The organism is Burkholderia seminalis (assembly GCF_001718535.1).
Classification (GTDB): domain Bacteria; phylum Pseudomonadota; class Gammaproteobacteria; order Burkholderiales; family Burkholderiaceae; genus Burkholderia; species Burkholderia seminalis.
In genome coordinates this window covers 1,273,303-1,299,456 of record NZ_CP013400.1, presented here as the reverse complement: position 1 = coordinate 1,299,456, position 26,154 = coordinate 1,273,303, and the positions used below count along the sequence as shown (strand labels likewise).

The window sequence follows — 26,154 nt, the reverse complement described above, 5'->3', positions numbered from 1 at the left end:
TCAGGCGGGACACGTCGGCAAACGGAACATCCGTCCGCATGTGCGTCGCGTCGTACACGACAGTCGCGCCCGATGCTGAACCGGACGGCGGCCAACCCGCTTGCGGAATGACCGCCGCATGTGATCCGTTCGTGAATTTACACCCCGTTTCGCGATGGTCTTGTTACCAAAAGATAATCCTGAATCAGGCGGTTACGCAGCCGGGTCGCCCCGCGCGACACCCCTTTGGCCACTGAGATTTGATTATCTACGAGCATTCCCGTCAATCAGTGCCAAATACTACTTTTCCGCGAGATTGGCGCCGTCGATTGGATGTGATTTTCATCGAAATCCGAGAAAAAAACCGGCACCGCATTCCATGTACCGCATAATCGTGCGTGCCGCCGGCCGGCCGGGCCGTCTCGGTGCCGCGCGCGGGTCGCCCGACCGTTACATACCGTAATCAACCGGCACGATCGCCGCCCGGGCTCACAGTGCCGTCTCGCCCTGCCGGACCGGCCGGTCGCGCATGCCGTCCACGGCCGATGCGTCGTCGCCCGGCGTGAAACCGGCGGGGCCGGCCATTTCCTCCTGTAACGCAGCATAGCCGTCCATCACGAAGCGCGTAAACTCGTCCCGAAAGCGCGCAGAGCCGAAGAATTCGGCATTCGCGCGACATGCATGCGGATCGATCGACCCGCGCGGCAGCGCTTCGAAACGGACCAGTGCGTCGAGCAGCGCGTCGACCGTCTGTGCGCGGTAGAACAGCCCCGTTGCGCCGGTGCCCGGCCATGCGCGCACCGATTCGCGCACGCCGCCCTTCCCGTACGCGATCACCGGCGTGCCGCAGGCCTGTGCCTCGACCGGCGAAATGCCGAAATCCTCTTCCGCCGCGAACACGAATGCGCGCGCGCGCTGCAGGTGGTCGTGCAGCACGTCGAACGGCTGGTAGCCGAGCAGCGTGACGTTCGGCCCGGCCAGCGCGCGGATTTTCGCCATCTCCGGCCCGTCGCCGATCACGACGAGGCGGCGTTCGGGCGTACGCGAGAACGCCTCGACGATCAGGTCGATCCGCTTGTACGGCACGAGCCGAGACGCGGTCAGGTAGAACGCGTCCTTGTCCGGGCGCAGCGACAGGTGGTCGACGTCGACCGGCGGATAGATCACCGTCGCGTCGCGCCGGTAGGTCTTGCGAATGCGGCGTGCGATGAAGTGCGAATTCGCGGCCACGCGATCGACGCCGTTCGCCGAGCGCGCATCCCAGTTGCGGATGTAATGCAGGAGCGCCCGCGCGATCGCCGATTTCGGCCCGCGCGCGAGCCCGGCCTCGTTCAGGTACTGGTGCTGCAGGTCCCATGCGTAGCGCACGGGCGAATGCACGTAGCTGGCGTGAAACTGGTCCGGGCCGGTCAGCACGCCCTTCGCGACCGCATACGAGCTCGACAGCACGACGTCGTAGGCCGACAGGTCGAACTGCTCGATCGCCAGCGGAAACAACGGCAGGTAGCTGCGGTAGCGCGTGCGCGCGAACGGCAGCTTCTGGATGAAGGACGTGCGCACCGCGCGGCCGCGCAGGCAGTCACGATCCTCGAGGAAATCGACGAGGCTGTAGACGTCGGCCTGCGGAAAGCAGTCGATCATGTGCGCCAGCACGCGTTCGGCGCCACCAGGCACGACCAGCCAGTCATGAACGATCGCAATCTTCAAGTACCGCTCCCGATTCTTCATTGACGTTCGATATGGGTCAGCCGCGCAACACGGCCCCATGTCGTGCCAATTATCGGAAAGCCCCGCCACGACCGATGTGTGCTATCGCACATTGCGCTGCTGTCGGCGCGCCGGAACCGTCGTGCCGTTCACGGTCCGGTTTGCCGGACTGCGAGCGGGACGACAAACCGGACCGTGAGTGCGCTTTCGAACAGACCGGCGCGCACGCCATCCGCATCATGATCATCGCCACACCGCACGGAACGAACGCGTCCGTGCGGCACGGCGTGCTGAAGGTTTCACACGAGGACCGCATCATGGAATGGCATTGTTGTGAATTCGAACATCTGAGCGCCGTCGATCTCTATGCAATCCTGCGCGCACGCAACGCCGTGCTGGTCGTCGAGGATGCGCATACCCATCTCGACATCGACGGCAAGGACGCGGGCGCATTGCACGTCTATGCGACCGTGTGCAACGGCGACACGGCGGAAGTCGCGGCCTACGCACGGATCCTGCCCGGCGACGACATCGATCCGGACGTCGTGATCGACAAGGTACTGACGAGCGAAGCGTGCCGCGACGGCGATACGCTCGAGCATCTGCTCGAACGTGCCCTGACCGCCGCGCTGGCCGCGTGGCCGGACGCCGCGCTGCGCATGCACGTCCCCGAGCCGCGCCAGGCGTTCTACAAACGTTTCGGATTCCGCAAGGCATACGGACCGTATCTCGAACAGGGCGCGCCGTTCGTCGGCATGATCCGGCCGGCCGACCGCGCCGCCGGCGCGTTGCGCCAGCTGCTGTCCCGGGCCGTTTCGACCGCCCGGCCCCGAACCGAAGACGCGCGCGCCGACGGCCGCGTACACAACCGGCTGCCCGCCGATACCGGAGCCAACCGATGACCCGCACCCTACGCCCGGTTCCCGAGCCTGACCTGCCACGCATCCTGCCGGTCATCCTCGCCGGCGGTTCCGGCACGCGCCTTTGGCCGCTGTCGCGCGAACAGTATCCGAAGCAGCTGATCGAACTGACGTCGAACGAATCGCCGCTGTCGGCGACCGCACGCCGCCTGAACGGCATCGCGAACGCGGCGCTGGGCGACACGCTGTTGCTGGTATGCGGCGAACAGCATCGCATCATGAGCGCCGCTCAAGTGGTCGACCGTGCGGCGCCCGCGCGCATCTTGCTCGAACCGGCCGCGCGCAATACGGCACCGGCGCTCACGCTCGCCGCGCTCGACGCCAGCGCGCTCGCGGACGATCCCGTGCTCGCCGTGATGCCGGCCGATCACGTGATCGCCGATGTCGGCGCGTTCCAGGACGCGATCGCACGCGCGGCGCGTTACGCGCAGGAAGGCGCGATCGTCACGCTCGGCGTGCTGCCGCGCCGCGCGGAAACGGGCTACGGCTATATCCGGGTGGGCGAGCCGCGGACGAGCCGCCATGGCGGTCAAGGCGGCTATTCGATCGGACGCTTCGTCGAGAAACCCGACGCGGTGCTCGCCGAGCGCTACCTGCAATCGGGCGACTACTGGTGGAACAGCGGGATTTTCGTCACGCGCGCCTCGGTCTGGCTCAACGCGATTCGCGCGCTGGCGCCCGAGATCCACACGGCCTGCGAGTCGGCATGGCGAGCGGGCGTCGCCGAGGATCCGTTCTTCCGGATCGACGCGGCGGCCTTCGACGCCTGCCCGTCCGACTCGATCGACTACGCGGTCATGGAGCGTCTCGCCGACCACAGCGAACTCGGCATCGAGGGCATCGTGGTGCCGCTTTCGGCCGGCTGGTCGGACGTCGGCACGTGGGATGCGATCTGGGAAATCATGCCGAAGGACGATCACGGCAACGTCGCGCGCGGCCCGATCGTGTTCGAGGACACGCAGGACAGCCTCGTGCGCTCCGAGGGTCGTCTCGTCGCGTGCGTCGGGATGAAGGATGTCGTCGTGATCGAAACGCCCGACGCGGTGCTCGTCGCGAACAAGCACGACGTGCAGCGCGTGAAGAACATCGTCGCGCGCCTGAAGAGCGACCGGCGCCCGCAGGCGAGCGAGCACCGCAAGGTGCAGCGTCCGTGGGGGCACTACGATTCGATCGATCTCGGCGAGCGGTTCCAGGTGAAGCGGATCGTCGTCGAACCGGGCAAGCGGCTGTCGTTGCAGATGCACTATCACCGCGCCGAGCACTGGATCGTCGTGCGCGGCACCGCGAAGGTGACGCGCGGCAACGAGACCTTTCTGCTCAGCGAGAACGAGTCGACGTACATCGCCGTCGGCGAAGTCCATCGTCTCGAGAATCCCGGCCGGATTCCGCTGGAAATCATCGAGGTGCAGTCGGGCAACTATCTCGGCGAGGACGACATCGTGCGCTTCGACGACCAGTACGGGCGCCCCGTCGTCGACACGCTGCCGGAACGGCACGCGGTGTCGAACGTGCAAGTGGTGGAGGGAGACGTCGTCCGCTAATCGCGGGCCGCGCCTGCCGGCGCGTGCATCGGGTCGTCAATCGATGCCGCGCCGCGACGGGCGCGCCTGCCTGAGCGCTTCACGCACGCGCGGCAACGCCGAGGGGTCCGCCCCGACCTTGTCGGCCAATGCTTGCTGCACAACCTGCGCCCCGCACGACCCGGCCTGCGCGCCACCCGAGGGGCAGCCTCCGCCCCCGCCTACCTGCACGGGCATGCCGCCGATCGCGGAGAAGCGGTTGTCCGCGATCCGGTACTGCGATACGTTTCCCCACACGCGAATGCCGGCGAACCGTGCGCGCGACACGCGGTTGCCGATCACGGCCACGCGCGTCACCGAGCCCGACCACGTGCTGACGTCGATCGCGGCCTGCTGCGTGAGCGGGCGCGGATCGGTACGCACGGCCGCGGTCTGGATATCCGAAATCTCGTTGTTCTCGACCAGCACGCCGGACGCGCCGTAAGTCCGGAAGCTGTCCTCCTGCGCGACGAGAATGCCCGCGCTCACCTGCACGTTGCGCACGACGTTGTTCTCGATCGTCACGTCGGCACCGCCGACCACCGTGATGCCGCGCCCCCACGCGTTGCCTTCGAGCGAGTTGCCGGTGATCAGCACGTTGCGGCTGAGCACGCCGTCGCCCTGGTAGCTCACCACGGCGATCATGTCGTCGCCGGTGCCGCGCACGAGGTTGCCCTTGACCAGCACGTTGCGCGCGCCATGCGTGATGTGGATGCCGTCGGCCAGCGTCGACAGCACCTCGTTGCCGACGATCGCGACGTCCGTTCCGCCGAATACGAAGATGCCGCCACCACCACCGTCGATCGCGTTGTCGAGCACCTGCACGTCGTGCCCCGTCACTTCGATCTTGGTCGACCCGGGCGTGCCCATCCGCGTCGTACCCGTTCCCACCAGCCTGAATCCGGCGATCGTCGTGCCGGTGCCGCGCATCTCGATCGTCTGGTCGTCCGGCACGGTCGCGATCAGCGTCGCGCCGTAGCCCGACAGCACGACCTGCGCCTGCCGAACGACGAGCGAGCGGTCAACGATGTAGCGCCCCGGCGCGAACACGAGTCGCTGGCCCGGCTGCAGCGCATCCAGCGCGCGTTGCAGTGCGTCGGCCTGATCGGCGCCGTCGGGCGCCGGGGCGACACGGGCATCCGGCACGGCCGAGCCGATCGACGTCTGTTCGGTTTGAAATGCCGTCCCAGCGTGGACCGTGACGGTGGGACCGGTGATCATCCACATACCAAGCATCACACAGCAAAGACGGGAACGGCATCGGCGCCCGGTCTTGTGAGTCAAGCCCACGCGTGTCATGCCGGTTGCGGACGCGCCGCCGCGCCGCGCCCAGGCCACGCCGGAAAGCCGGCGATACGCGCGGTGCCAGTGCGCAGCGCAATCAGATAAGCCATCATCGGCACCGCCACGCCGGCGAGCGTACCGAGCACGAGGTGCGTCGCGAGACTGCCGACGCCGACGCGCATCAGCACGATGCGCACGCCGGCCATCACCAGGATATGCATCAGGTAGATCGGCATCGACGCGTAGCCGATCGCCGCGAGCCAGCCGGCACGCGCGGACGACGCTGCATGGCGGTATGCAAGCTGCAGCATCAGCGTGATGCCGGCGAACGCGGCGGGAACGGCCCAAATGCTCGTCGCGCTTCCGACGCCGTGCGCGAAGGCGACTGCCGCGACAAAGGCGACCGCCGTCAGCCCGCACATCGCAGGATGGCTGTTGCGTTCGAGCCAGCCCGGCAACGCACGCGACGCGACGACGCCGGCCACGAAGAACGGCCAGTTCATCAGCGCGGTCGACACGATGCCCCATTGCGTCACCGTTCCGATCGCGAGCCCGAGCACCGCGCTTGCCAGGAGCGCACCACGGATGCGCGGCGCCATCGGCACCTGGGGGAACACCGGCACCCATCGTGCAAACAGCCACGCGGCGATCATGCATAGCATCAGCGCGTACAGGAACCAGAACTGCGCGAACGGCCGCCATCCGATCGAGAGCAGGTCTCCGAACGTGAACGGATGATTGGTGCCACGCGACGCCATCGCAATCTGCACGCCGCCTTGCAGGACCGACCACAACAGGTACGGATAGACGATCGTGCGCACTTTCGATCCGATGAACCGTTTCGGCGCGCCACGCAACGAGTGGCAGACGTGCAGCCCGGACAGGAAGAAGAACAGTGGCATGTGAAACGTGTAGATCACGTAGTCGATCCACGCAAACACGGTATCGGGCACGCCGGCCGGCACGAGCCCCGACGAAACGGCGCCGCGCAGGACGTGCCCGTATACGACAAGAATGATGCCGGCGCCGCGGGCGACATCCAGGCTGGTTTCGCGTGCAGTCGTATTCATGTAAAGGTCGATGCCGTGGCCCCGTCCGGGCCCGCGCGCGTGGCGAATGGTCGTGAGAAGCTCCACTCTATGCACGCTCGCCGCGGAATACTGTGGGCTGGACGACAGTTAGCCGATGTCGGGCGTGTGCCGGATCACTGCGCCGCGTACGGCCACGGACGATGTCCGTTCCGGCCGCTTTACGAAGTATCGGAACACGACGACCAGCAGCACGATCGGCACGAAGTCCCGGCCACTGAACAGGTTTGGAATCCGCAGTATTTCCATCAGAGACACGTACAGCACCGCGTGCGCGCAGCACCAGAATCCGCTCCCGCGACGCCACCCCGCGTAGCCGCGCCCGAACACCCAGCCGGCGAACGCCGCGTTCAACAGCCCGAACCAGCCCCACTCGTAGAAGTGGACGAAGATGCCGGATGGATTGTTGAACTCGGGATCGGCATAGCTGTTCAGGAACAGGTCGACACTGTCGCCCGAGTCGAGCCACGGCTGGAGCGTCGCGCCGATCAGCGGAAAGTGCAACAGCCAGTCGAACGTGAACATCGGATGCCCGCTGCCCCAGCCGAGCACGTTGAGGATCCCGGCACCGTTGTTCAGCGACGTCGAGTAGTACAGGCCCAGGCGTTCGAGTGCGAAATCGAGGATGTTGTCGTAGATGTTGATGTAGTAGGTTTCCCACGACCGGTTGTATTCGTTCACGATGAACAGGCCGAGCAGCAGCGGGATCGCCGCGTACGGCCCAAGCGCCAGCAGTCGCAGCCGCTTGCGGCCGAGCCGGAACCGCACGACCATCAGCGCGAACGGCAGCGCAACCTCGATGATCGCGAGCCGCTCCGCGAAGATGAAACTGCGCAACAGCGTCAGTACGACCAGCACGGCCAGGTACGCCTTGTAGCGGTTGAAGCCCTTGACCGGCGTCCTGAATACGTAGAAATAGAGCGCGACGAACGGTGCCGTAGCCTGCGTGAACGAACTCAGGCCCGTGACGCGCCCTTTCAGTTCGATCAGCTCGAACGTGTTCGCCGTGCCGGTGAGGAACGACAGCAGCACGGCCGGATGTGCAAGCACGCCGCTCATCATCACGAGATAGCCGAACAGCGCGAGCGCGAACACGAAATCGAGCACGTGCGGCGACAGCTCGGCCGCTCTGTCGCCTGGCCCCTTCCGGACCTGCGCATCGGTCGTCGCGAACCACGCGGCCGCTGTCAGCACCAGCAGGAACAGGCCGCCCGCAAACGCGGAATACCCGTCGAAATAGATGCGCGCGATCGACTTCTGATCGCCGAGCAGGCTCATCGAAAGCAGCCCGTACAACGGCAGGATGAAGAGCAGCACGAGCCGTGCCGGATCCTCCCACCAGTAACCTGCGTAACCGGCCGCGCGGCCGGTGTGCGCCGCTCCGCCGCGCCTCGCCGGCCGCGGCAGTCGCGCTCGCGAGCCGGCCGCCACTCGTTTGTTCATGATGTCCGTTCCATTGCTTCACGCACATGCGCCTCGCCGGGCGACGCCACGCATCCGCCGCTCAGCGGGCCGGGCCGCGCGCGCCCATTACGCCCGCGTAGCCGGATGCGGCCTGATGAGTGTTCTCATGCGTGTAACCGTAGTCGTACCGCCCCGGCGAGCCCTTGAAGTCGTTCAGGATCACGCCGCGTACGGCGATTTGCGCGTGCTCGAGCCGTCGCGCGCTTTCGTCGAGTTCCGTCAGCGTCGTCACACCGCTGCGCGCGACGAGAAACACGGTTCCGGCCAGGCGCCCAAGTACCAGCGCGTCGGCCACCGGCAGCAGCGGCGGACCGTCGATCACGACCATGTCGTAATGTGACGCGGCGCGCTCGATCAGTTCGGTGAACGCGGGTTGGAGCAGCAATTCACCCGGGTCGGGCACGACGTTGCCCATCGGCATGAAATCGAGACCGGGCATCGCGTCGCGCTTGAGCGCCTGGTCGAACCCGTGCGTGCCGCCCACGACATCCGACAGGCCCGGCGCACGACTGAAGCGGAACTGCTCGTGCAGTGAACCCTTCCGCAGATCCGCGTCGATCAACAGCACGCGCCGTTTCGCGGCGCCCACCAGCGACGCGAGATTCGCCGCGACGAACGACTTGCCGACGCCCGTCGTCGGCCCTGAGATCAGCACGATGCGATTCGGTGCGTCGGGCATCGCCAGTTGCAGCGCCGTGCGGAAATTGCGCAGGCTTTCGAGCGCCGCGCCCTCCGGTGCCGTCGGCAGTGACGGCTGGCGCCCGTTGCGCCGCCGCGCGGCCTTCGACGGCGGCGGGTTCTGTCCAGACGGCGGGCTGTGTGGCACCGCCGCGAACACCGTCAGGCCCGTCGACCATTCGATTTCCTCGGCATCACCGATCGTGCCGGCAACGCGCTGTCGCACGATCACGATCGCGGCGCCCGCCAGCAGGCCGAGAAGCAACGACGCGATCACGGCCATCCCGCGATGCGGCCCGGTGGGCGTCTCGGCGATCCTTGCCGCATCGACGATGCGCACCGTTCCGGTCTTGCTAGCCCGCGCGAGGATCATCTGCTGACGCGTGTTGAGCAGGTTCGTATAGAGCGCGGTATCGACGGCCACGTCACGCTGCAGTTGCAGCACGCCCTGCTCGACGGTCGGCAGTTGCTGGATCTGCTTGCGCACCGTGTCGAGCGAGTGTTGCGCATCGGCGAGCTGCGCATCGACGGCCACGACGGCCGGATGCTTGGGCATGAACCGCGTCAGCAATTCCTCGCGGCGCTGCTGCAGCGTCTGCACGCGCGTCTCGATGTCGACCGACTGCTGACGCAACGCGAGCCCTTCATCGCTCGTATTGACTGTGCCGTGCGATGCGCGAAACGCGTTGAAGCGGCTTTCGGCCTTTTCGAGTTGCGCCTTCAGTTGCGGCAGCTGTGCATCCATGAAGCGGATCAGCTTGTCGGCCGCTTCGGACTTGCGCTGCGTGTTCTGCGCCAGATACGCGTCGCCGACCGCATTGAGCACGCGGCTGTCGTGCACGGGATCGGGGCCGTCGAGCGTCACGCCGATCATGTTCGACTGCTTGCCGCGCTCCGAGATCAGTGCGTTCTTCTGCAGCCACGCGGTCGCCTCTTCGTCGCCGTAGCGCGTCAAGTCGAAGCGTGCGCCCGGCTCGCCCGCGACTTCGCGCACGAACACGTCGAGCGGCCCCTGCGGTGTCTCGACGTGCAGTGGTTGGCCGATCCTGCCCTGCCAGACGGGCCCGCTCCTGCCGAGCCACCCCGTGCGCTGCAGCGTATAGGTGCCGCCGTTGCCGACGACGAGTGCGAAACGCTTACCGACGAAACGCTTCGGCACGTCGAAGGTCGGGACGTCGATGCGCTCCGTGCCATACACGTAACCGCCGGGCAGCGGCGACGACAGCCCGTCGGCCGCGTTCACCAGCCGCCAGCCGATGACCGGCAGGTAATGCGGCCGCGCATCGATGGCCAGATTGGTATCGTCGACCGCACGCGCCATCACCGCTCGCGATTTCAGCACCTCGATCTCGGTCGATGCATCGGTTTTCAGGTCGAACACCGAAGACGGATCGCCGGGCGGCGAGTTCGTTTTCGACTCGGTCGGGCTCTGCTCGACCTGAAACAGGATGTCGGTCCGGTAGACCGGGCGCGCGCAGAGCGCATAGAGGGTCCCGGCCAGCGCACCGGCGAGCGCCGTGCACAGAATCAGCCGCCGCCCACCATGGAGCATGGCCCAGTAGCGGCGGTACGGATAGGACGGCCGCAACGTGGGTCCGTCGTGCGGGTCGGGGAGAGTCTGAGCGTTCATACAGGATCGGTCCCGTAGACGCGACGCATCGCGATAATGCGATCCGTCACGAGGTTCACGGCGAAATGGCCTTGGCCGTCAGCGCACCCTGCGCGGACGACGGAATCAGCAAGTTGACGACGCGGCTCCAGCGCACCAGCGACGACGCGTCGACGAACACCACATCGCGGCGCTCGAGCGGGAACCGGTCGGCCAGCGCGAACGACGCCGGCGAGCGTCCGTCGAGGTGATAGACCTGCGGCCGGTTGCCGGGCCCGCGCCGCACCACGAACACCTGCCGCGCATCCGCGGTGTACTGGCTGACGCCGCCCGTGTCGCCGAGCGCTTCGCCAAGGCTCATCCGGCCGTCGGTCAGCGTCAGCGTCGCCGGACGCGACACTTCGCCTAGCACGAACACCTTGCTGTCGCTCGCCGCGCGCACGCGCACGAGATCACCGTCCCGCAGCAGGATGTTCGTCGGGTTGATGCCTGCGGCCAGCATCGCCGGAAGGCTCACCATCACGGTCTTGTCGCCGCGCGTCACTGATACCTGCGAGCGGTCGGCCGTCGCGGTAAATCCGCCTGCGCGGTCGATCGCCTCGGGCAGCGTCATCGGCATGTCGTTGACGATCTGCAGCCCCGGAGTGCGTACTTCGCCGTCGAGATAGACGCGCTTGCTGCGATACGCCTGGACGCGCACCGCGATCTGCGGATTGCGCACGTACTCCCCGAGCCGCTTGGTCAGCACCGCGCGCGCTTGCGCCTCGGTCAGCCCCGCCACGTGCACGAGGCCGGCATACGCGAATTGCACGCTGCCGCTTGCGTCCACCGTGTAGCCGGTCGCGACCGAACTCGCGCCCACGCCATCGCCGCCGCCCGTCGTCTGGGTCGTCGGCAGGTTCAGTTCGGGGTGATCCCACACGACGATGTTCAGCACGTCGCCGGGGCCAATCACGTAGGGCTTCGGCGTACCGAACAACTGGCGGATTTCGGCGTCGACGTTCGCATGCTGTGCCGCATGCTGCTGCTCGACGAATGCCGGTGTGATCTCGATCAGGTCTTCGCTCGACACGTTCTGCACGCCGTCGAGGCCGCCCGCGCCCGATGCGTCGGCGCTCACGCGCGCGTTCGCGTCGCGTTCGGCCGGCGGGTGATACGTCATGCCCGGTGAAAGCGCACACGCGCTCAGCGTGCACACGGTCGCCGCCAGCGCCACGTGCGACAGCCAGCGCGTGCGTGACTGCCGCATCGCGTATGTCGATTGCCTTTGCGTCGTCGTTGACATGGTGTCCTTCCGAAACTGTGCGGTAACCCGCCGAATGCGACAGGTTCCGGCATTACGCTTGCCTGCGCGGCTCGCATTGCGGTGCCGCGCGCCCCTCGTCACCGCACGTCTTCCGTACGATTCGTCATGAACTGCTCTTTATCGCTTTCGTCGCTCATCTGCATCCTGTCGGCCGGCATCGCCTGCGCCGCCGATGCCCAATCGTTGCACCCCGACCCGGCCGATACGTCGACCTTCATCTCGCCGAGGGCAGTCTCGCCGGCCCTGCCGATCCCCCGGCAACGTTCCGCCCAGACCGCGACGGTCAGCTCCGCGACGCCGAATTCCGATTCCGCTGCGCCCGGCCTTGCGCTTCCCGGCATCCACGCCGACGCGGAGCCGGAATCGCGTGCCCGCGGGGCGCTGCGCCGGCCGCTCGTGCCGAAGCGGCCGGGCCGCCCGAAAGAGGCCAGCGCACCCGGCGACGGCGCATGGGATACCGGCACGCTGTACGCATCGCCGTACACCGCTTCGCCCTATACGCAACGTGGTGACACGAACTGAAGCCGCCCCGTCGCGCGCCGACGCAATGGCTCGGGCGCCGATACGGGATTGGACACCAGCGCGACAGGCACGTCTGTGATCAAGCCCACCGAAAGCCGATCTTCATACGAACGAGGATCGCACCCCGCTAACCGCCCAGCGTCGCGCGACGCGCATCAGGAACTTCTGACCGACACGTTCGCATAAGGTCGATCGGCCGTGTCGGGTGCCGACGGATTGGCGTCGCGTACTACCATCCAGCCCCAGTCGCCGCTCAACGCCTGCGTGCAGAGATCGATCACGGCGGCGGTTCCCGCAATGCCATACAAGGCGTGGTCGACCTGCGGCATCAGGTGCAGGCGCACGTGGCGCGAGCGCCGAAACGCATGTTCGACCGCGCCGAAGTGACGCCGGACGTCGTCGATACCGGGATCGAGTGCACCGTAGACGAGCATCGTCCGGACGTTGCGTTGCGCAAGTTCGCGCATCACGCCGCGCGGCGTACCGGCGCGCGGCTTCCAGCCGACGCGCGCGGCCGCCGTCTTCACGGGCACGCTGACGCGCGCGATAACGTTGGCGGCCACCGCGCGCAGGATCGGGCGCACGTCGCGCCGTTCGAGGACGAGCCGCTTCCAGCGCCGCCAGTCACGCACCGACAGCCAGTAGCCGCGCACCGAGTTGATCCGCTGCTTCTGCGCCGCTTCGAGCGTGAGCCCGGCCGGCCACACGAAACGCGCGAGGTTGATCGCGATCACGCCGCCGAGCGATACCGTTTTCACTGCCGCATGCAACGCCGCATAGGCGCCCGAACAGATGCCGGCCGCGACGACGTCCGGATGACCGAGCGCGCGCAACCAGTCCGCCGCTGCCGCGACGTCGTCGATCGCCTGCGGCGAATACACGACGCCCGACTGGTCGTCCGGTGCATCGGGCCCGCTGTCGCCGACACCATTCACGTCGATCCGCAACGTCGTCACGCCGGCCCGCGCCAGCGTGCGGGCCAGTCGCACGCCAAAGCGCCCTTCGCCACTGCGTGGATTCGTCGACGTGTTCGCGATCACGAGCGCCGGACCGACCGGCGTGGCAGGCGGCATGTCGGCCGGGCGGCACAGCACGCCAACCAGCCGGCCCGGGCCGACCGCGACGACTTGCTCCGTCATGTCGCCCATGTCGAGCGCAACGGCCGACTCACCACTCCATGCGTGGGCGGCGCGTAGCGGAACGCCGGCAGCGACGCCCCGGCCCGGAGCACGCGCGACGACCCAGTTCACCACCGTGTCGATCGCCGCGTGTGGCAGGTGCGAGCGCGTGCCGTCCAGCATCGTCGTCGGCCATTCACGGAACGGTTCGCACGTCACGTTCACGCCGCGCGCCAGCAGTGCGTCGCGCAACGCCGGTCCGTCGCCCTGCTCCGGCTGGATCAGCAGCATCGCGCCGGGCAGCGCCGGCGCATCGCGCACGACGTCGCACAGATCGACGGCCTTCAGCGCATCGACAAATTCGGCCGGGAAGCGATGTCCGAGCACGTTCATGCACGGTTCGTCGCGATGCGCGGCGCGGGTCGCAGGCGGCATCGTATCGAGCCACTGACGATGCACGAACGACAGCTCGCGCAGGTACGCACGGCCGCGCACGACCGGCGACAGCGCGACCACCGCATCGACGCGCGGCAACGTGCACCGACCTGCAGCGGCCAGCATCGCGAACAGCGCGCCCGCCCGAATGCCGACGAGCGTCACGGTGGTCACGCCGGCTTCGTCCCGCAACAGGTCGATCGCACGATGAATGCTGTCGATGCTGGCGGCATGCCGCCCGGCATCGAGGTCGTCGCCGGGCGAATCGCCGGCGCATGGATAGTTGAACCGCAACACCGTCACGCCCGCACGGGCGAGACGCTCCGCGACGGCCCGCATGAGCTTGTGCGTCCATGCAGCTTCGTGGCCCAGCGATTCGCACAGGATCACGCCCTGCGCCGTCTGTCCTTCGTGCAGCCACCCAACGCAGCTGCCGAACGTTATCGGCTTCACTCGGTACTCCTCGGAGCAGTATTTGTTATTCCGTGCACAACCGTGCCAGCGGCGACACCGGAATACACGATGTCGCGACTCCGGCCGCTGGCCGGTGCTGGCAGGAACCGGCCGCAGTCATCCGCCGCGCCCCTGCGCGGCCCGCTTGCCGTGTTCCATGCGTGTGATTAGATCATTGGGCCCGATCGGGCTTCGGTGCGCCAGCTTACAAATGCATTCATCACCGACACGACGCAACGCCGTGCCCCTTTAGCGATTCGTTCCGTCATGCGAACGGAATCCGCGAACGGTAGGCTCGCGAACAATGCCGCGTTGCTCGCCCCGTATCATGGCCACCATCCGATGTGGCCGTGCCGGCATCGCCGGTCGAAACCGGCACCGGAACGGTTCGCGAATCCTCGCAGCCGGGTCAGCGCCGACCGGCCGCGCATCCGTACGGCTGCACGCAACCCGCCGCCATGCGATACCCAACGGCGCCGACCGAGCGAATGTCAAACCTCAAGAAGAACTTCCTGCTGCTGCTGACGCTGCAGATTTCGATGTATGCGGTGCCGCTGCTGATCGCGCCGCTGCTGACGCACGCACTGGGCCCGGAAGGCTATGGCCAGCTCGCGTTCTCGCTGGCGGTGATCGCGTATCTCACCAACTGCACGAGCTACAGCTTCGACCTGACCGCCACGCCGCGCATAGCACTCGCACGCGACGACCGCGCCGAACGCTCACGCATCTTCTGGGCGACGCTGTATGCGCAGATCGGAATCGCGGCCATCTGCTTCGTCGTGCTGGTGCTGCTGACCCTGCTAATCGGGCGCTTCGGCGATGACCGCGACCTGCTGCTGATCGGCTTCGGCATGGTGGCCGGCGTCGCATTCACGCCCGGCTGGTATTTCCAGGGCATGGAGAAGCTGCGCGCACTCAGCGTGATCCTGTTCGTCGGCCGGGTGTTGAGCCTGCCCGCGATGTTCGCGCTCGTACACAGCCCGGCGGACATCGATCGCGCGATGATCGTCAACGCCGCTGTGCCGGTACTATCGGCGATCGCGCTGGCCGTCTACCTGTACTTTCATCGCGAAATCGACTTCGTCCGCGTCGGCGTGGCCGACATCGCCGAATCGCTGAAAGGCGGCTGGCAAGTGTTTCTCGCGTCGACGTCGATTGCGTTCTATGCGTCGACCAACACCGTGTTGCTCGGCTTCGTGTCGGGCAACGTCGCGGCCGGCTACTTCGCGGCCGGCGACAAGCTGATCCGCGCGGCGCTCAGCCTGCTCCAGCCGCTGAAGGCCGCCACCTATCCGCGCATCAACTACCTGATGCGGCATGCGCGCAACGACGCGTTCTCGTTCCTGCGCAAACTTTTCGTCGTACAGGTCGTGATGGTGCTCGGCATCTCGCTCGTGATTTTCTTCGGGGCGCCGCTGGCCGTGCGTATCCTGTATGGCCCGTCGTACGAGCCGACGGTTCACGTACTGCGCTGGATGGCATTCATCCCGTTCATGGCCGGCATGACCGACCTGTTCGGCGTGCAGACCATGCTGCCACTTGGCATGAAGACGGCATTCACGCGTATCCTGATGTCGTCCGGCATCCTGAACATCGTGCTGCTTCCCGTCCTCGCGAAGTACTTTGCGGAACTGGGTGCCGCGGCCGCCGTTCTGCTCGCGGAGGCCGCAGTCGCCGCCGCGCTCGCGGCCGTCGTCTATCGCGCCGGCATTCCGCTGCCCGGCAGTTCCATTGCGCGCCGCTAGCACGCGGCCGCACGATGGCGTGGCACCCGTTCCCCGCGCCGAAATGCCTGAACCGAATTCACGCGGGAGCCGCTCATGGCAGACCTGACCATTGCAATCTGCAACTACAACCACGGCGTCTATCTGCGTGCCGCGATCGACTCCGCGCTTGCCCAGACCGCCAACGACATCCGCGTCCTCGTGGTCGACGACGGTTCGACCGACGACTCCCGCGACATCATCCGCTCGTACGGGGATCGCATCGTGGCAGTCTTCCAGGAGAATTGCGGCCAGGTCGCCGCCTACAACCGCGCGCTGGAGCATGTCCTGACCCCTTACGTGCTGCTGCTCGACGCGGACGACCTGCTCTACCGCGACGCGGCCGCCCGCGTGCTGGCCGCGTTCGCCTCCGGCGACTTCGTGAAGGTGCATTTCCGGCTCGACGTGATGACGCGGGAAGGCATCGCGACGGGCGTCACGGTCCCACAGTCGGGCGTGGCCACCGATTGCGGCCGCCTGCTGCGCGCGGGCTGGCTTTATCCGTCGCCGCCTGCGTCGGGTAACGCATACCGGAGCGACGCGCTCAGGCGCATCTTCCCGGTACCCGTCACGCCCGACAACCTGCACGGCGCCGATTTCTATGCGATCTACGGGATCGCACTGCTCGGTGCCATTCACATGATCGACGCGACGCTCGGCGGCTATCGTGTTCATCGGCCGGCTACCCCTGCCGATAGCGAAGTCAACCGCGACACGGCCGATCTTGCATTTGCCAATGCGGAAGATGCGGCCACGGGTGCGTTGAAGGCGGCGCGCCGATGGTCGACGCTGCGTGCCATTGCCGGCTCGCGGCTTCACGAAGCGCTGCCGGGCGAACCGTTCGACTTCTCGATCGAAAAGGCGCACTTCGCGAGCACGCTGTACCGCGCGCCGCTCGCGCGCCGCTGGCGCTGGTTCCTGTCCGATTCGGGACGCTACTGGCATACCGTGCTGCGCAATCCGTTCTGGCGGCCGTTCAAGAAACTGGCCGTCACCGGCCTGTCTCTCGCGTGCCTGCTGCCATCGTCGACGCTCAGCGACCGCGCGATTCGCTATATCGCGAATCCGCTCGCGCGCGTTCGCCCGACGACCGAACCGCGAACCGCGGCCCGCTAGCGACGGCTGGAGTCAATTCGATGCACGCGCAACGAGACGGGTCTCCTGCACCGCTGCATTGCCGCATGAAAACACCTGTATCCAGGTACTTCTTACCCCGCCATCCGATCCCCATCGGGAACGTTGACCGCCTTTTCCTCCCACCGCTCCACCGCGTCGAAAAAAGATCGTACGTATCGGTACAAACACCGATGCTGTAGTCAAACTACATTCGTACGATTGGTCGCTGCAGAGAATCGCTACATCCGATTCGGCAGTGTCGGACGGTCCGCGTCGCCGTCCTCGATGTTCGATCGGGCCCAACCGGCCGTAACGATTCCCCGCCCGGCCTGGCATGCCGACGCGCAACCACCCTGCATCGCCAGCCGAATACGTCCGATGCGAATCCATCGGACGTGCGCAGCTCCAGACATCATTCGAACAACCGGCAATACGATCATGGAGAGCAACATGCGGGACACCCTCTGGCCGGCCGTCGTGCTGGCAGCGACCCTCTGCACCACCGCCTACGCCGGCAACGCCGATTTCAATTCGCAGGGCGACGCGACCGACGCATTCGCGTCAGCCGCCGCGCAGCGGCGCGCCGACCTGCTCGTGCGCAAGATGACGCTCGACGAGAAGCTCCAGTTCATTCATTCGCAATACGAAATGTCAAAAGTGCCGGGCGGCGGTGCCGGCTACATCCAGGGTGTGCCTCGGCTCGGTATTCCCGATCTCAACATGGTGGATTCGGCGACGGGCTCCGGCAGCACCTCGCAGGCCAGCACCACGTTCCCGGCGACGATCGCCGTCGCCGCGAGCTGGGATCGCCGGCTGTCGTACGACTATGGCAAGCAAGTCGCGATCCAGTTGCGCGCGCAAGGATTCGGCATGGGCCTCGCGGGCGGCACCAATCTCGCGCGCGAGCCGCGCGGCGGCCGCCTGTTCGAGTATCTCGGCGAAGATCCGCTGCTTGCCGGCGACCTGCTCGCCGAACGCACGCTCGCCACGCAGCGGCAGAAGGTCATCGCGACGATCAAGCACTACGCCGGCAACGAACAGGAGCACGGCCGGATGGGCGGCAACACGCAGATCGACGAACGCACGCTGCGCGAGCTTTACCTGCTGCCGTTCGAGATCGCCGCGAAGCGCGGCCGCCCCGGCAGCGTGATGTGCAGCTACAACCGCCTGAACGGCACGTATGCGTGCGAAAACCCTCACCTGCTGAACGACGTGCTGAAGAACGAATGGGGCTTCCAGGGCCAGGTGCAGTCCGACTGGGGCGCCGCGCACAGCACCGCGGCCGCGATCAACGCCGGGCTCGACGAGGAAGAAGACGTCGGGCCGACCGCCTACCTCACCCCGGCGGCCGTCAAGCAGGCGATCGCGAACGGCTCGGTGTCGACCGCGCGCCTCGACGACATGGTGCGCCGCAAGCTCGCCGTGATGATCCGCGTCGGCGTGATGGACGATCCGGCCAAGGGCGGCGGCACGATCGATTTCGCGGCCGCGAACCGGTTCGCGCAGGCAGCCGCCGAGCAGTCGATCGTGCTGCTGAAGAACGACGGCAACCAGTTGCCGCTGGCCGCGTCGGCGCTGTCGCGTATCGCCGTGATCGGCGGCCACGCGGATGCGGCCGTGCTGTCCGGCGGCGGCTCCGGCAACACGCGCGATCCGGTTTCGGGTTCGTTCGCGGGCTGCGGCGGCCTGACGTTCGGGTCGTCGACGGGCTGCAGCTGGTGGCGCAATCCGTGGCTGAAGGTCGACGTGCCGATCGTCGCGGCCATTCGCGCGCTCGCGCCGGCCGCGCAGGTCACGTACGCGGGCAATAGCGATCAGCAGTCGCCGTTCCGCGCGTACACGCAGCAGGAGATCGACCAGGCCGCGGCGCTCGCGGGCCGCTCGGACGTCGCGATCGTCGTGGTCGCGCAACCGGCCGGCGAGGATTTCGGCGACCTGCAGAGCCTGAGCCTCGCGAATCCGTCGAACCAGGATGCGCTCGTCGAAGCCGTCGCGCGTGCGAATCCGCACACGATCGTCGTCGTCCAGAGCGGCAATCCGGTGCTGATGCCTTGGAAGGACAACGTATCGGCGATCGTCGAGGCGTGGTATCCGGGCGAAGCCGGCGGCAAGGCGATCGCGAACGTGCTGTTCGGCGCGGTGAATCCGTCCGGCAAGCTGCCCGTCACGTTCCCGGCGCGCGATCAGGACTCGCCGACCTGGGGGCAAAACGGCGCGTTCGACAACGATCCCGTCTACGCGGAAAAGCTGAACATGGGCTATCGCTGGTACGACGCGCGCAACATCAAGCCGATGTTCGAGTTCGGCTACGGGCTGTCCTATACGCACTTCGCGTACTCGGGACTGTCGGTGTCGAGACAATGGGACGGCTCGCTGAGCGTCGCATTCACGGTGCGCAACGACGGGCGTGTCGCCGGCGCGGAAACGCCGCAGGTCTATCTCGGCGTGCCGTACAAGGACGAGCCGCCGAAACGGCTGGTCGGCTGGGAGAAGATCCGGCTGAATCCGGGCGAAGCGCGGCGCGTGCGCGTGACCGTGTCGCCGCGGATGCAAAGCGTGTGGGACACGTCGCGTAACGGCTGGCGGGTCGTCTCGGGCGGGACGGTGTATGTCGGTGCGTCGTCGCGCGATATCCGGCTTCAAGGCAACTGATCGCCGGTGAACCCGCGGGGAGCCGCGTGCCCGGCTCCCCGTCTTTGCCGATCGTTCGAGCAGCGTTACCGGAGCAGCAGCGCCAGCACCGCCGCGAGCGCGGCCATCGCGACGATCGCCGCGGCCACGCCGGCCAGATGCGCGGCAACCACCAGGCCGGCCGGCAATCGCGACCCGATGCCGGCCATCACGCACCACCCGCTTCCAGCGTATCGAGCAACGGCCGCGCCAGGTGCAGGACCTGATACACCGTACCCGTGCCACCCTCGTCCGGTTCGTGCTCCGTGACGACGGCCCGCGTCAGTCGCCAGCGCAGCGGGTCGAGACTGACGACAGCGGCCACCACGCCCTGCCGTGCCGCCGTTTCGCGATTGCGCGCGATCTCTCCTGCAAGCGTCGCGTCGAGGTCGGCATCCGGCGGAATATCGAGGGTTTCCAAACGCGCGAAGCGTCCCGTCGACGCACGGCCCTTGCGAGCCTCGAGCACGACCTGGGTTTCGATCGGCGCGCGCCCGAAGCTGTCCGTCACGACCCGATAGCGGCCGGCCGTCACGAACCGCGCGAACGCCTGTTCGTTACGCCACAGATAAAAAGACGCATAGCCGTTTTCCGTCGCGCCGTAACGGCCGGCCTCGCGCAGCAGGAACCCCTTGAACAGCAGATCGGGCGTGTCGTCCCAGAGCGCGCCGCGTTCGCGCACGCGGTTGCGGATGATGTCGAGGTCGTAGTCCGCCGGCAGGCGGTGCACGTAGTACGCGGTCAGCATGGTCGACTCCTGGCGAAAGCAACGGGTGACATTCAGGAAAACGTGCGAACAGCGTAGAAGACCTTGAATCATTTGAAAAGACGATGGCATCATATTTCAATGATTCGATTATTAAATGGATGAGTGCGCGATGAAAACGCTCGACATCGAAGCCGTGCAAGCGTTCGTGCTGACCGCCGACCTCAAGAGCTTCACGCGAGCCGCGGAAGCGATGGACACGACGCAATCGGCCGTGAGCCTGAAGATCAAGCGGCTCGAAGAGGGGCTCGGCCGCCGCCTGCTGGAGCGCACGCCGCGGCAGGTCCGCCTGTCGGCCGACGGCACCGCGTTCCTCGAGCCGGCGCGCGAGCTGGTGGCCGCGCACCACGGCGCAATCGGCGCGTTCGGCACGGGCCAGCGGCGGCTGGTGATCGGCGTCAGCCACCATGTCGTCGGCGCCGATCTGCCGATGCTGCTGCGACGCATGAGCGAAGCGGAGCCGACACTCGTGCTGGAGATCCGCGTCGCGGCGTCGCGCGACGTGCTCGATGCATTCGACCGCGGCCAGCTCGACGCGGCCGTCGCGCTGCAGCACGACAGCCGGCGGCTCGACGGCGAGACCATCCTGTCGGAGTCGTTCGGCTGGATGGCCGCAGCCGATTTCGAGTACCATCCGCCGCAACCGCTGCGGCTGGCCACGCAGGCCGAACCTTGCAGCGTGCGGCGCATGGCCGTTGGCGCACTGGACGAGGCCGGTGTTCCGTGGACCGAGGTGTTCGTCGGCGGCGGTATCGCGACGATCGGCGCGGCGGTATCCGCGGGGCTGGCCGTCGCGGCGCTCGGGCATCGCGTGGCGCCCGCCGGCACGGTCGACGTCGGAACGCGATACGGGCTGCCGCCGTTGCCGGCGCGCGACGTGGTGCTCCATTCCAGCCTGACCGACGCGCGCGCCCGGCAGGCACTGCGCACGCTCGGCGCGGCGCTGCGGTCGTCGATCGGGGTACGTTGACGTCGCACGCACGGGTGCGTTCCGAAGCCCTCACGGGGAAAACCATGCGCCCGCTGCGCGACCGGTTCAACGAGCGCGGGGCCGCCCTTCAGCTATCCACGCGATCGACCTCGGGAGCCCATGGTTGTTCGACGGGCGGCATGCTCGCGCACGGTGGCCATCTTCGTCTGCGTCTTCGTATCCGGCACATCGCCCGAGCCGGGTTTCGACCGCATCGAAATGCTTCGATGCGCACCACGGTAAAATTCCCGTTTCGTCCCGTCCGCGCGTGCAGGTGCCATCCACGTGCGGGCCGATATCCCAGCATCGCCAGGCCATCATCACCTTGACTTCCTTACCCGTTGCTCGCGGCGCATGAGTTACACGCTCGCCACCACCTATATCCGCGAACTCGAGATCCGCAAGAGCCGCTTCATCGGGCTCGCGATCCCGGTTGACGACCGCGATGCCGCGATGCAGGCGCTGCAACGCCTGCGCGACGCGCATCCGACGGCCACCCATGTGTGCTGGGCGCTGCTGGCCGGCGGCCAGTCGGGCATGTCGGACGACGGCGAGCCGTCGGGCACGGCCGGCCGGCCCATTCTCGAAGTGCTGCGTCATCACGATCTCGACGGCGTGCTCGGCGCGGTCGTGCGTTACTACGGCGGGGTGAAGCTCGGCGCGGGCGGACTGGTGCGCGCCTATACGGATGCGATCGCCTCGGCGCTGCTCGATGCCGAGCGCATCGAGCGCATTCGCCAGACGCGGCTCGCGATCGAGATCGGCTACCCGGAGGAGGCGCGCGTGCGCCGCTGGATCGAACAGGCCGGATACGAACTGGTGGACAGCACGTACGGCATGACGGTGAAACTGGTGATCAAGCTGCCGGAAACCGCCGAGGCCGATGCGAGGGCCGAATTGTTCGACCTGACCCAGGGGCGCTCGGGGTTTCCGGACCTGTGACGCGCGGGCAAGGCACCTGCCTTCCCCGCTTTGCCTGACGCTGCCAGGCGCATTCCTGCGTCAGTAAGTATCCGGCACGATCATGTCGTCCGGCGTCGGCCGGCGGATGTAGTCCTCGTGATGCTCGCGCGGCGGCAGGTCGATCGACGGGTGCGGCACCTCGTGATACGGCACCTGGCCCAGCAGATGGTGGATGCAGTTCAGCCGCGCGCGCTTCTTGTCGACGGCCTGCACGACCCACCACGGCGCCTCGGGAATATGCGTGCGCTGCAGCATCTCCTCCTTCGCGGCCGTATAAGCCTCCCAGCGGCGCCGGCTTTCGAGGTCCATCGGGCTCAGCTTCCACTGCTTCAGCGGATCCTGGATCCGCGCCTGGAAACGTACTTCCTGCTCGTGATCGGTGATCGAGAACCAGTACTTGACGATCTGGATGCCGCTGCGCACGAGCATCTTCTCGAACTCGGGTACCGACCGGAAGAACTCCTCGTACTCGTCGTCGGTACAGAAATTCATCACGCGCTCGACGCCCGCGCGGTTGTACCAGCTGCGGTCGAACAGCACGATCTCGCCGCCGGCCGGCAGATGCGCGACGTAGCGCTGGAAGTACCATTGCGTGCGCTCGCGGTTGTTCGGCGCGGGCAGCGCGGCGACACGGCACACGCGCGGATTCAGGCGCTGCGTGATCCGCTTGATCACGCCACCCTTGCCGGCCGCGTCGCGCCCTTCGAAAATGACGACGAGCCGGTGCCCGGTGCTCACGACCCAGTCCTGCAGTTTCACGAGTTCGCCCTGCAGCCGGAACAGCTCGCGGAAATACTGCTTGCGTGCCTCGCGACGCGCCTGCGAAAACAGCAAGTCGTCGCCGTCGTCGAAGCGACGGTCGTCGAGTTCCATTTCGAGTTCTTCGTCGTATGCGTCGACGAGATCTTCCTCGAAGCGGCGCTGACGCGCTTCCATCGAGCTCGAATCGGCAAGGTTGTCGGTCTCGGTGCGGGTATCTTTGTCGCCCATGGGGCCTCCTTCCATCATTGACGCGGCCAAACTTCGCCATTATCCCAGCGTCGCGCGTCAAATTGATGAAAACCGGCCGCCGGGACCGTCAGAAGCGGAAGTTCAGCAGCACGCTGGCCAGCACCGGATTGGCCGAAATATCGAAGGTGTTCGATGCAAGCGTCCGGTTCGGCTGGCTGATGTCGAGCGTGATCTTCGTCCGCAGCGGAATATAGGTGACCATCCCCGTGATCCAGAGCCGGCGCGTGATCTGGTAGCTCGCGCCGACGGTGAACACCGGCTCCCACACGCTCTTCACCTTCGCCGACACATTGGTCCGCCCCGACAGCAGCAGGTCGCCGCCGGCATCCCAGATCCGCTGGAACATCGCCGGGTCGAGCAACAGCGACTGCAGGCTGCCGATGTCCGCGCCTGCCGCGAGCAGCCCGCCGAGCGACGCGAGCTTGCGCTGGAACACGGGGTTCAGGTTCGTGTTCGTGAAGCGCGTGTAGCTGACGCCGATGCCCGCGAACGGCCGGAAGCGATCGTCGCGCTCGCCGAGGTAGTACTTGAACACGACGGACCCGAGCCACGCGCGCGTGGTCGCGAGCGGATTGCTTTGCGTGTTCGCAAGGTCGATCAGCGGAAAACGCCCCTGGACGCCGGCAAAGATGCGCTCGAGCGGCAGCGCGATGCTGCCGTGCCCGCGCAGCGTCAGCACCGGCGGAATGCCCGCGCCGAGTTCGGCCGCCCAGTGCTCCGATAAAAAGTGGGTGAACGTGAACGCCAGCGTGTTCGTATTGCTGAGCGACAGGCTCGACCCGGCGTTCTGGAAGCTGTTCAGCCCGAGCGCGTCGGTATGCGTCGTCACGGGCGTCGACCGGCCGGTCGTCCCGACGAAGTGCCAGCCGAGGCCGACCATGTTGCGGTCGTCGCCCATCAGCTGCTCGAGCAACGGCGGCGCCTGCGCGGCCGGCAGATCGGGCAGCCGCGACGGATCGACCGGATGCAGTTCGTACGGCATCCGGCCGGCGTGGACCACGCCGCCAGCCGATGCGTCATCCGCCGTTGCCTCGCGCGGCGCGGCCGGCGCGCAGCCGTCGTCCGCGCCGTTGTCGTCGAAGCCGATACCGTCGACGCCATCGTCGCGCGCTCCCGCGCACGCGCGCCCCGCTTCGCCGGTGCGCTGCCCGAGCGTGATCTTGCGTGCGCTCAACGGGACGGCGTCGAGCGGCGGCACGCCGGCCGCAGCGCCATCGCGCCCGCCGCGCGCCGGCCCTGCATCGGTCGCCCACGCGCTCGCGTCGAACCCGTCCGCATCGCCGCCCGGCCAGAAGCCGATCCCGTCGGCACCGGCCTGCCAGCGCGGCGCGGCATCGCCGTCCGGCTGCGGCGCGCCGTGCGCGGCAGCCGCGCACGCGAACAGCGTCGCGCCGAGCCAGCGCGACAACGGACGCACGGCGCCCGGCCGCGCGCGGCGGCGGGTAATGTCGCGATTCGCCATCGGCTCAGGCCGGCACGCCGAACAGGCGCTGGCGGATCCGGTACAGCGGCTCGAACAGCCATTCGAGCAGGCTGCGCCGCTCCAGCACGACGTCGGCCTTCAGCATCATCCCGGCCCGCAGCGACAGCGGCCGCCCCTCGAAGGACGGCGTTCGATCGGCGAGTTCGACCCAGGTCTTGAAGTAGGTCTGCGACGCGGCCGCATCGCCCGGCAGGTTCAGCTCCTTCGCCGAAAACGCGACCGGCGAGATCGACAGCACCTTGCCGCGATAGGTGCCGAACTTCTCGACCGGATAGCTTGCGTACGCAACCTTCACTTCCTGCCCCTTCTTCACGAAGCCGGCCTTCGACGACGGAATGTAGACCTCGGCGATCAGCCCGTCGGCCTGCGCGGGCAGGATCTCGACGACGCGCGTGCCCGGCGGGTCGATCACACCGCCCTGCACGACGTCGAGCCGCACGATCTGCCCGTCGGCCGGCGCGTACAGCACCTGGTTCACGTTCTCGTCGATGTTGTATTCCTTCGCGTTCAGCTCCTCCTGCTTGATCTTCAGTTCCGCGTTCGCGCCGTCGTACTTGCTCTGCATCGTGTCGAGGTCGCCGCGCAGCTTCATCGCGTTCTTCGCAAGCTCGGCGCGGCGCAGCAGCAGGTCCTGGTACGCCTGCCCGGCCTGCAGGTACTGCGTGTTGACCTGGTTGTACTGTTCGAGCGTCACGACCTGCTCGTCGAGCAGCTGCTTCACGCGTGCGCGCCGTTCGCCGTACTCGTCGACGATGCGCTTCTGGTCCTGGATCTGCCGGTCGATCAGCCCACGGCTCTCGCCTTGCGCGGCGATCTGCTGGTTGATCTGCTGCACCGACGACCGGTATTCGAGCCGTGCCGCGTCGATCTGCTGCGTCACCTCCACGCGTTGCCGGTCGAGCGCCGCACGCATGCCCTGCACGTTGTTCGCCTGGCTGACGAAGCTCGTGTCGCGCGTCACCGCCATCAGCCGCTGGCCGGCCTTCACCTGCTGGTCCTTGCCGACGTAGATGTCGCGCACCGCCCAGCCCGGCGGCGCGCCGACGCCGATCAGCCCCGAGCGCGGCGTCAGCATCCCCGACACGCTCTCGGTATTCGCGTAGCTCAGTTCGACGAGCGCCGTCACGAACATCGCGAACATCGCCAGCGACAGGTAGCAGAAAAACCGCATCGACACCGGCACGTCGACGACGCCGTGGATCACGGTGCCGAAAGTGGTGCCGCGCGCGAGCTTGCGCGACGGCTTCTGTTCTTGGAGGGCGGAATTCCAGATCGGCATGGGGCAGGCTC

20 protein-coding genes are annotated in these 26,154 nt (G+C 67.1%); 8 read left to right on the top strand and 12 right to left on the bottom strand.

Annotated features, from left to right (window positions below; all coding sequences use genetic code 11):
• Window positions 1-468: 468 nt before the first annotated feature.
• Window positions 469-1,686 carry a glycosyltransferase family 4 protein gene (locus tag WJ12_RS26525; protein WP_082744626.1) on the bottom strand — a complete coding sequence of 406 codons (1,218 nt, stop codon included), beginning with the start codon at window positions 1,684-1,686 and terminating at the stop codon, window positions 469-471.
• 239 nt (window positions 1,687-1,925) lie between these two features.
• Between WJ12_RS26525 and WJ12_RS26520 the strand changes: the two genes are divergently transcribed.
• Window positions 1,926-2,588 carry a GNAT family N-acetyltransferase gene (locus WJ12_RS26520; protein WP_082744608.1) on the top strand — a complete coding sequence of 221 codons (663 nt, stop codon included), beginning with the start codon at window positions 1,926-1,928 and terminating at the stop codon, window positions 2,586-2,588.
• Window positions 2,585-4,147, top strand: coding sequence for a mannose-1-phosphate guanylyltransferase/mannose-6-phosphate isomerase (locus WJ12_RS26515; RefSeq protein ID WP_034191560.1), 1,563 nt, complete (start codon window positions 2,585-2,587; stop codon window positions 4,145-4,147). The genes WJ12_RS26520 and WJ12_RS26515 overlap by 4 nt, the downstream gene beginning before the upstream one ends.
• A 36-nt stretch (window positions 4,148-4,183) precedes the next feature.
• Here the strand turns inward: WJ12_RS26515 and WJ12_RS26510 are convergent, their stop codons facing one another.
• The 5 genes from WJ12_RS26510 to WJ12_RS26490 form a co-directional block, all read right to left on the bottom strand.
• Entirely contained in the window at window positions 4,184-5,386 is a 1,203-nt protein-coding gene (locus WJ12_RS26510; RefSeq protein WP_059556700.1) for a right-handed parallel beta-helix repeat-containing protein, read from the bottom strand.
• Window positions 5,387-5,460: 74 nt separating this feature from the next.
• Window positions 5,461-6,519, bottom strand: a complete 1,059-nt coding sequence (locus WJ12_RS26505) for an acyltransferase family protein (RefSeq protein WP_059556448.1) — start codon at window positions 6,517-6,519, stop codon at window positions 5,461-5,463.
• 108 nt (window positions 6,520-6,627) lie between these two features.
• The gene (locus WJ12_RS26500) at window positions 6,628-7,980 is read right to left on the bottom strand and encodes a hypothetical protein (protein ID WP_059556447.1); all 1,353 of its coding nucleotides are present in this window, start codon (window positions 7,978-7,980) and stop codon (window positions 6,628-6,630) included.
• 61 nt (window positions 7,981-8,041) lie between these two features.
• Window positions 8,042-10,309, bottom strand: coding sequence for a polysaccharide biosynthesis tyrosine autokinase (locus WJ12_RS26495; protein WP_059556446.1), 2,268 nt, complete (start codon window positions 10,307-10,309; stop codon window positions 8,042-8,044).
• A 55-nt stretch (window positions 10,310-10,364) separates the two neighbouring features.
• The gene (locus WJ12_RS26490) at window positions 10,365-11,573 is read right to left on the bottom strand and encodes a polysaccharide biosynthesis/export family protein (RefSeq protein ID WP_059556445.1); all 1,209 of its coding nucleotides are present in this window, start codon (window positions 11,571-11,573) and stop codon (window positions 10,365-10,367) included.
• Window positions 11,574-11,654: 81 nt separating this feature from the next.
• Between WJ12_RS26490 and WJ12_RS35315 the strand changes: the two genes are divergently transcribed.
• Complete coding sequence (locus WJ12_RS35315) at window positions 11,655-12,116, top strand: hypothetical protein (protein ID WP_226103914.1); 462 nt, start codon at window positions 11,655-11,657, stop codon at window positions 12,114-12,116.
• A 155-nt stretch (window positions 12,117-12,271) separates the two neighbouring features.
• On the opposite strand, the gene WJ12_RS26480 is transcribed toward WJ12_RS35315, so the two are convergent.
• On the bottom strand, window positions 12,272-14,122 hold the full coding sequence (locus WJ12_RS26480; protein WP_059556444.1) for a serine aminopeptidase domain-containing protein: 1,851 nt from the start codon (window positions 14,120-14,122) through the stop codon (window positions 12,272-12,274).
• A gap of 488 nt (window positions 14,123-14,610) precedes the next feature.
• Here WJ12_RS26480 and WJ12_RS26475 point away from each other — a divergent pair, with 488 nt between their 5' ends.
• The 3 genes from WJ12_RS26475 to WJ12_RS26465 all read left to right on the top strand — a co-directional run bounded on the left by WJ12_RS26475 (window position 14,611) and on the right by WJ12_RS26465 (window position 19,653).
• Entirely contained in the window at window positions 14,611-15,867 is a 1,257-nt protein-coding gene (locus WJ12_RS26475) for an oligosaccharide flippase family protein (protein ID WP_034191694.1), read from the top strand.
• A gap of 75 nt (window positions 15,868-15,942) precedes the next feature.
• The gene (locus tag WJ12_RS26470) at window positions 15,943-17,001 is read left to right on the top strand and encodes a glycosyltransferase family 2 protein (protein ID WP_034191566.1); all 1,059 of its coding nucleotides are present in this window, start codon (window positions 15,943-15,945) and stop codon (window positions 16,999-17,001) included.
• A 450-nt stretch (window positions 17,002-17,451) separates the two neighbouring features.
• The gene (locus WJ12_RS26465; RefSeq protein WP_059556699.1) at window positions 17,452-19,653 is read left to right on the top strand and encodes a glycoside hydrolase family 3 C-terminal domain-containing protein; all 2,202 of its coding nucleotides are present in this window, start codon (window positions 17,452-17,454) and stop codon (window positions 19,651-19,653) included.
• Between the two features lie 65 nt (window positions 19,654-19,718).
• Here the strand turns inward: WJ12_RS26465 and WJ12_RS37060 are convergent, their stop codons facing one another.
• Together WJ12_RS37060 and WJ12_RS26460 are read right to left on the bottom strand one after the other, a co-directional pair.
• Window positions 19,719-19,844: a hypothetical protein gene (locus WJ12_RS37060; RefSeq protein WP_257786268.1), complete on the bottom strand. Its 126-nt coding sequence runs from the start codon at window positions 19,842-19,844 to the stop codon at window positions 19,719-19,721.
• Window positions 19,841-20,419: a DUF4865 family protein gene (locus tag WJ12_RS26460; RefSeq protein WP_197423856.1), complete on the bottom strand. Its 579-nt coding sequence runs from the start codon at window positions 20,417-20,419 to the stop codon at window positions 19,841-19,843. Before WJ12_RS26460 ends, WJ12_RS37060 begins: the two co-directional genes overlap by 4 nt.
• A 130-nt stretch (window positions 20,420-20,549) precedes the next feature.
• On the opposite strand from WJ12_RS26460, the gene WJ12_RS26455 reads away from it, so the two are divergent.
• On the top strand, window positions 20,550-21,407 hold the full coding sequence (locus WJ12_RS26455; protein ID WP_059556698.1) for a LysR family transcriptional regulator: 858 nt from the start codon (window positions 20,550-20,552) through the stop codon (window positions 21,405-21,407).
• 354 nt (window positions 21,408-21,761) lie between these two features.
• Window positions 21,762-22,349, top strand: a complete 588-nt coding sequence (locus tag WJ12_RS26450; protein ID WP_034191569.1) for an IMPACT family protein — start codon at window positions 21,762-21,764, stop codon at window positions 22,347-22,349.
• 60 nt (window positions 22,350-22,409) lie between these two features.
• On the opposite strand, the gene ppk2 is transcribed toward WJ12_RS26450, so the two are convergent.
• The 3 genes from ppk2 to WJ12_RS26435 form a co-directional block, all read right to left on the bottom strand.
• Complete coding sequence (gene ppk2 / locus WJ12_RS26445; RefSeq protein ID WP_034191570.1) at window positions 22,410-23,360, bottom strand: polyphosphate kinase 2; 951 nt, start codon at window positions 23,358-23,360, stop codon at window positions 22,410-22,412.
• 88 nt (window positions 23,361-23,448) lie between these two features.
• Entirely contained in the window at window positions 23,449-24,843 is a 1,395-nt protein-coding gene (locus tag WJ12_RS26440) for an OmpW/AlkL family protein (RefSeq protein ID WP_059556442.1), read from the bottom strand.
• 4 nt (window positions 24,844-24,847) lie between these two features.
• Window positions 24,848-26,143, bottom strand: coding sequence for a beta-barrel domain-containing protein (locus WJ12_RS26435; protein WP_059556441.1), 1,296 nt, complete (start codon window positions 26,141-26,143; stop codon window positions 24,848-24,850).
• Between the last annotated feature and the right edge of the window lie 11 nt (window positions 26,144-26,154).

Bases quoted from the DNA above. Each gene is read 5' to 3' on its own strand.
- WJ12_RS26520 (WP_082744608.1), top strand. From the start codon at position 1,926: ATGATCATCGCCACACCGCACGGAACGAACGCGTCCGTGCGGCACGGC.
- WJ12_RS26515 (WP_034191560.1), top strand. From the start codon at position 2,585: ATGACCCGCACCCTACGCCCGGTTCCCGAGCCTGACCTGCCACGCATC.
- WJ12_RS26510 (WP_059556700.1), bottom strand. From the start codon at position 5,386: ATGATCACCGGTCCCACCGTCACGGTCCACGCTGGGACGGCATTTCAA.
- WJ12_RS26505 (WP_059556448.1), bottom strand. From the start codon at position 6,519: ATGAATACGACTGCACGCGAAACCAGCCTGGATGTCGCCCGCGGCGCC.
- WJ12_RS26500 (WP_059556447.1), bottom strand. From the start codon at position 7,980: ATGAACAAACGAGTGGCGGCCGGCTCGCGAGCGCGACTGCCGCGGCCG.
- WJ12_RS26495 (WP_059556446.1), bottom strand. From the start codon at position 10,309: ATGAACGCTCAGACTCTCCCCGACCCGCACGACGGACCCACGTTGCGG.
- WJ12_RS26490 (WP_059556445.1), bottom strand. From the start codon at position 11,573: ATGTCAACGACGACGCAAAGGCAATCGACATACGCGATGCGGCAGTCA.
- WJ12_RS26475 (WP_034191694.1), top strand. From the start codon at position 14,611: ATGTCAAACCTCAAGAAGAACTTCCTGCTGCTGCTGACGCTGCAGATT.
- WJ12_RS26470 (WP_034191566.1), top strand. From the start codon at position 15,943: ATGGCAGACCTGACCATTGCAATCTGCAACTACAACCACGGCGTCTAT.
- WJ12_RS26465 (WP_059556699.1), top strand. From the start codon at position 17,452: ATGCGGGACACCCTCTGGCCGGCCGTCGTGCTGGCAGCGACCCTCTGC.
- WJ12_RS26460 (WP_197423856.1), bottom strand. From the start codon at position 20,419: ATGCTGACCGCGTACTACGTGCACCGCCTGCCGGCGGACTACGACCTC.
- WJ12_RS26455 (WP_059556698.1), top strand. From the start codon at position 20,550: ATGAAAACGCTCGACATCGAAGCCGTGCAAGCGTTCGTGCTGACCGCC.
- WJ12_RS26450 (WP_034191569.1), top strand. From the start codon at position 21,762: ATGAGTTACACGCTCGCCACCACCTATATCCGCGAACTCGAGATCCGC.
- ppk2 (WP_034191570.1), bottom strand. From the start codon at position 23,360: ATGGGCGACAAAGATACCCGCACCGAGACCGACAACCTTGCCGATTCG.
- WJ12_RS26440 (WP_059556442.1), bottom strand. From the start codon at position 24,843: ATGGCGAATCGCGACATTACCCGCCGCCGCGCGCGGCCGGGCGCCGTG.
- WJ12_RS26435 (WP_059556441.1), bottom strand. From the start codon at position 26,143: ATGCCGATCTGGAATTCCGCCCTCCAAGAACAGAAGCCGTCGCGCAAG.